Below are 6,373 nucleotides of genomic sequence, written 5' to 3'. Positions count from 1 at the left end.
GTATTGGTGGAGTTTGATTTCTCCACTTACTTCTTGAGTGCTAGCTGCGCTTTGATTATAAGTAGCAATGATTTGTAATCTTTTAATATTAAAATCTTTTACTCCTTCAAATACTACCTTACTCTCACCTTTATCATCAGCTGTACTTTCTTTATCGTTACTAATTCTTAAAGTTTTATTGCTTTGTATATCTTTAGCCTTCCATAAAACTTTTGTTTTTGGCATTAAACCTTTAAGTTTTACTTCAAAGTCGCTTTTATAATCAATCATTCCTTTTTCAAAGTCTTGATGAGTCACAGGATCTTTTCCAGTAGGAAGCTCCATAGTGGCTGTATAATTTTTAATCTCTAAATCTTTACTTTTTTCTTTTACTAATTCATCACTCATATTCTTAGCAATGATTTTTACTTTTTCATTTCCACTAAGTCCTATGATTTCTACATTACTCTCACCTTTATCATCAGCTATTAAATTAAGCTCCTTAGTAGTTTTATCTTTATCAACAAATAAAGCATTATCTCCTTGTATACTCCATTTAACTTTTGTAGAATTAGCTTTTAAGTTTTTATAACTTGCATGAGTTTTTTCTTTATTACCTATAATAGCTTTATCTAAGATAATATCATTATCTCCATAAATTGCTATTTGAACAAATGTTTTTAAAGTAACTCCCAATACATTAGCAATGATTTCAGCTTTTTCTTTATCTTTCATGTTTACATCAGGTTTATAGATGATATTTGAATTTCCATCTTTATCAGTTTTATCTGAATTTGGCGTTTTTTCTAAACTTCCTTTACCATTTAATTTCCAATGAATTGCCAAATCGCCTGCTAAATCATTTCCTGTAAATGTGATTAGAGATTTTTCATATCTTTGTATATTAGAAGGTTTAGCAAATATCCTAAAGTCTTCTTTTGGAGCTATGATAGTAATAGGGAAACTTTCTTGAGCATTCCCTGCTTTAGCAATTAAATTGGTTTGATGGACTCCATAAGAATGGATTATTTTTACAAAAACTTTTCCATTACTATCAGTAATATAATGATTTCCATCTTTTAAGATTACACTTTTTTGTTCAGGAGTTACACTCATAGCAACATTTTTAACTGCTTGATTAAAGCCATCTTTAAGCATAATACAATGAGTATTACCTCCCAAATTTCCGCAATAAGAAATATGATAAGTATTGTTAATAGCTTTATATTCAAGCACCATAGAATAATCTCTATCTATAAAATGAGTTCTAGAGCCTTCAATGGTATTATTTATACCTGCTAATTTTGTATCAAAAGCGTGTTTGAAGGCATCTTTATCTAAAGGTATGTTAAAATTCATAGCTATATTTGTGCCTTGTTTATCACTTTCATTACTTCTTTTATGGCTTAGCGAAAAAGTTAATGCGGGACAAGGTGAGTAAGTAATACCTCCTTCATACACTAAAGGATTTTTTTCTAAATCTTCATAGCAGTTTACATTGCCAAATGGAGCTACTTTTTCTCCATACCATTTACTCATATTAGCAAAAACAGCTACATTACTCATAGAAGGAAAAGCATATTTAATACCCATATCCCAGCCATTAGCAGGGCGTTCTAAGAAAGTTAGATCATTATTTGCATTTTTAAAATCATAACTATTAATCCAATCACTTAATCTTTGATAAATATTAGCATGGAAAGCTAGTGTATCTAACATACTTTCAAAGCCCAAAGATATTCTTTTATGCTCTCTACTAAAATCATGATCATAAACTAAATTTAATCCTAGCATGATATTTCCTGAATTATCTAATGCTAATGCATTAGGATAATATCTTATACCACCACCAAAATGACCTATGATTCTATTATTATCATATCCACCTATACCGCTTTGTAGAAAATAAGATATTTTTGGATTATCTTCACTCATAATAGGTAAAAGAACTTTAGCATTACCACTTAAACCACCCCTATCATTATAGTTTAAATTAAACTCACTATTAATGGAGTGATTAAGAGTATGTAAATATTCTTGGATTAAAGTATTAGCTTGTAAGCTTAAATAATTGCTTGCTAAATCTCTTATAAGCTCATCTCTTTCTTTACTATCTTTGGCATTATATACATTACCTATAGTTTGAATAACACCAATAACCTTATTAGATAATTCTTCATCTTCTTTACTAAGATTAGAATCTTTCTTTGATTTTTCTTCTAATAGCTTTTTGACTCTTGGGTCAATGCTATCATATTCTTTAAGTATTTGCTTTTGATCATGGTTTACATGATTAAGTGCAAGAGTTTGATTGTCATCTATAATGATTTTATCTTGATTTTTTAAAATCATTATTTGAGAAAAAAGAAAAGTGTGAATGATTAAAACAAGTAAAAGTGTTTTTTTCATATCCCCCCCCCCGAATCCTTTGCATAAAATTTTTTATTTGTGATGAGAATATGATAACACAAAAAATACAAAAGTGATAAAAAAGTTATAAAAATATTGAAAAATAGCCAAAAAATTAATAAATATAATAATTATTTATAAATTATAATCAAAATTACTTTTATTTTTTATTAAAAAAATGCAAATAGATTTATTATTATTTAAATATATATGAAAAAAACTTATCATTTACTTTTTAAAAATAATGAAAAATAAGCTTTTTGAATTTTTATATTTATATTTTATTATACTATTTAACATTTTTAAAAGTATTAGCATTTAGTATTTTAGATAACAGTGTAAGGTGTATTTATCATATTTGGTATATAAAGTATAAATACTAAGCTTATATATAGTAATAAATAAAGAGTATAAATACCTTATTATACTCTTTAGATAACTACAATATAGAGTTTTTGTATAAATTTGATAATAGTTGTTATAATCTTAAAATTACTTATTAAAAAAATATATTTAATTATAATTTGTATGTTTTTATAATTTGGATAATAGGTAAAAGAATATATATAATATTTAACAGAAAATAAAAAGTGATTAAATAAAGTTAGATATATAAAGATATTTATAGTTTTATATATTATTTTTATAAATTAAAACAAACATATTTCACAATTAAGCAAGATTAGCACAACCAAGAATTATTTAGAAACAAAAATTTTTTGAGAAATATAAAAAATGACTTTAAGTAAAAAAGAATTTGCTAAAGTATTAGGCGTTTCTTCAGGAACTATTGATAATCTAAGAAGAAAAGGTAAAATACAATCTATGGAAGTATCTTGCTATGTATTATTTTCCATTGAAGAAATAGCTAAAGTTATATCAGGAGTTAAATTTTTAAAATGAGATTTAACTATACAAATTATTGAATTTTCAAAAGTATATGTTATTTAGATATTTAATTTCTAAAGTATGGATACTTAGGTGTTTGATTAATAAACCACACGCTTTCTAAATCCACCATTACTTCTCTATCACGAATTATTACTACAATTAAAATCTTTTGACAAATTAAAAAAATATTTTTTTGTACACACTTTAAAGGAAAATCAGCAATTAAGAGCTTAAAAATTTAACTGTTGATAAAAAACTTATATCAAAGTGCTTGTACTAAAAATTTATATATTGAAGCTAGGGTTTTTCATGGAAATATTGATAAGAATTTTTATTTTAGATATAAACTTAATAAAAAGGGTATTCTTTTAAAATAGGAAAATATCCTATAACCATATTAACACGGGCAAGAGAGATTGTAAATGATTATAACGACATGCTATCATAAGGCATTAATCCAAAAGAACATATTCAAAAAGAAAATACTAAAAATCAAAATATAAAAAAGCACTTTATGGTACTAATAAAGTTCAAAGTTATAAAACTTCACAGATGAAGCAAGATTTAAAGAATTACTGCTTGCGATTAATAAGTATTTTTACAAAAGTTGCTTTGCAAATTAGTCCATATTTATTTTAAGAAGTACTAATATTATAAATTTAGAATGGAAAGAAATAGATTTTGATAAAAAAATTATTATTCGTGCTAATAAAGTTAAAGCAAGAGAGGATTTTATTATTCCGCTAAGTCAGAGTGTTTTAGGCTTGCTTTTTATATGTTAAAAATTTTTCTTATTCAGATTCAAAATATGTTTTTTTCAAGTGATATAAGTAAATCTAAAACAATGAGTGAAAACACATTAAATCAAGCCATTAAAAGATTAGGTTTTGGTGATAAAATACTATATCATGGTTTTAGAGCTACTGCTTCAACTTTTCTTTATGAGTATAAAAATATTCATAAACAAGATAGTGAAGTTATAGAACTATGTTTAGATCATAGAGAAAGAAATAAAGTAAAAGCAGTATATAATAGAAGCTTAAGACTTGATGATGGAAGAGAGTTAATGCAATGGTTGAGTGATTTTATTGATAAATTAAAAAGAGATAAGTAGTTTAATTTTATAATGTTTGCAAATTATAAACACATAAGAACTTTTTAATTTTTGTAAATTTAATAGTATTTTATTGAATATCTTTAACGCAATTATTCTATTAGTAACTTTCTTAATACACTATTTTGTGAATTTATATATTCTACAACAACACTTTTTTTTATTTTATTTTCATCTAAATCTAAAAAATCTAAATAAGTTTGAAATAAATTATTATTTAAATCATCATCAAATTTATGACTTGCAACCATATTCATAGAAAAATGATTAAAAAATTTCTTACAAAAATCGTTATTATTTTTAAATAGCTGTACTAATTCTTCTTTTTTAAAAAAATTATATTGCTTGATTGCTTCGAGATAAAAACTATTTTCTATATTTTTATAGCTATTAATAAGTGCATTAATATTTTCATACTTGCTTGTTTTGTATTTTTCTTTAGTTTCTTCATAATAATCTTTCCATTTTTCATTTTCTAATAATTTTAAAAGAGCTATGTCAGACCTATAATCATGATTAAGATCAAACTTAAATTCTTCTATAACAAGAGATTCTATATAATGCTGATTGATTTTTTCTTCTATGTCGCTTAATTTTTTATTTGTAATTTGTGTGTAGGTTGAAAGTAAATTTTTATAAAACCCATAAGGATAGTGTGTCATTCCATTTTCTGAATAAAAGTCTATTTTTAGGAGTGAATTTTCAATATCTTTTACAAATTGTTCATCACTTAAATTACCTACCAAATATTCTATCTTACAGTTTTGAAGTTTATAATAAAGTTCAATTTTTAAAGTTTGATAAAAATCGCGTCTTAGTTGGTATTTTTCTTCTTTACTTAAATAAAACATATTTTTTAGGTATTTTTCATAAAGATGATAATCTGAAGATAAGTCGTTTTCTTCTATTTTAATAGAAAGATATTTTTTAATTTGAAATATTAATGAGATATAATTTAATTTTAGAGCATCTGAAAATGTTTTTTTATTGTCATACTTGCAAAACAATAAAAAACATTGCTTGTTAAAATAATCTATATGTTCTAACACATGATATAATAATCTTAGATTTCCATTGCATTGTTCTTTATATCTTTCGAAAATAATATTTTCAATAATATTTCTTATCTCATCTGTAATTTTAGTATATTTATTTATTCTATCTTTTATGATTGCTTTTGCTACTTCATCATTGTCTTTTATCGTTATTTCACAATCAATAACCTTCTCTTTGTATATTTGATACCAGTTTTTACTATTATATTGTTTGGCTTGTTCTTCTTTATTATTTTCAGTCAAAATGCCATCTTGTTCTTTTAATTCTTCCTCATGAAAAATCACAACAACATTACATTCTTTTTCTTCTTTAAGTAAATTTACAAGTCCTAAAATTTCTTTCAAAGAAAGATTATCAGATTTTCTTTCTATGTTATCAAAACACACAATAACTTTTTTAAAATCTTCTTTTTTTAAAAATGAGAAAATAGCATCAGGGTTAATGTTAATTGTTCCAGCGGATTTAATTTCTGTAATTTTGGCTATAATTTGTGAAAAAGTATTTGCTATTTTATTGTAGTTTCCATGGATTTTAAAAACTATTTCTTCTAATATTTGCTTATAACTTTCTTTACCAAAAAGATCTATATAAATAATCTTTTTATCTGCATTTATTTCAGAAAGTTTATTTTCAACTTGTTTCCATAAATAAGTTTTACCTATACCCCAAGACCCATTTATAGCTAAACATTTTTTAGAGTTGTTATCTAAAAAATTTGCGATAGTGTCAATCTTATTCATTATACACTCCTATAAAATATTTATGTAATTATATAAAATTATTTAAGTTTTCTATGTAACTATCCTCCAAACCTTAAAGCTATAGATAGTTGCATATTCTTTTTAAAATACCCCTTACAGCTACGCACTCAGACAGCCTTTCTTTTTTTAAAAAATATATAAAAAAATACATACGCGTACGCGA

General features: G+C 24.2%; 4 protein-coding genes. 2 read left to right on the top strand and 2 right to left on the bottom strand.

Going from position 1 to position 6,373, the window contains the following annotated elements:
• A partial coding sequence (locus L8X27_RS07860) for an inverse autotransporter beta domain-containing protein (RefSeq protein WP_263671854.1) occupies window positions 1-2,388 on the bottom strand: 2,388 nt, incomplete at its 3' end.
• A 735-nt stretch (window positions 2,389-3,123) separates the two neighbouring features.
• On the opposite strand from L8X27_RS07860, the gene L8X27_RS07855 reads away from it, so the two are divergent.
• Window positions 3,124-3,291: a helix-turn-helix domain-containing protein gene (locus tag L8X27_RS07855; RefSeq protein ID WP_220566775.1), complete on the top strand. Its 168-nt coding sequence runs from the start codon at window positions 3,124-3,126 to the stop codon at window positions 3,289-3,291.
• A gap of 832 nt (window positions 3,292-4,123) precedes the next feature.
• Entirely contained in the window at window positions 4,124-4,393 is a 270-nt protein-coding gene (locus tag L8X27_RS07850) for a tyrosine-type recombinase/integrase (RefSeq protein WP_263681177.1), read from the top strand.
• Window positions 4,394-4,485: 92 nt separating this feature from the next.
• On the opposite strand, the gene L8X27_RS07845 is transcribed toward L8X27_RS07850, so the two are convergent.
• The gene (locus L8X27_RS07845) at window positions 4,486-6,189 is read right to left on the bottom strand and encodes a KAP family NTPase (RefSeq protein WP_263671857.1); all 1,704 of its coding nucleotides are present in this window, start codon (window positions 6,187-6,189) and stop codon (window positions 4,486-4,488) included.
• Window positions 6,190-6,373: the final 184 nt, after the last annotated feature.

It is taken from the genome of Campylobacter sp. CNRCH_2015_1657, assembly GCF_025772685.1.
Lineage (GTDB): Bacteria > Campylobacterota > Campylobacteria > Campylobacterales > Campylobacteraceae > Campylobacter_D > Campylobacter_D lari_D.
This window is presented reverse-complemented; position numbering and strand designations above follow the sequence as displayed.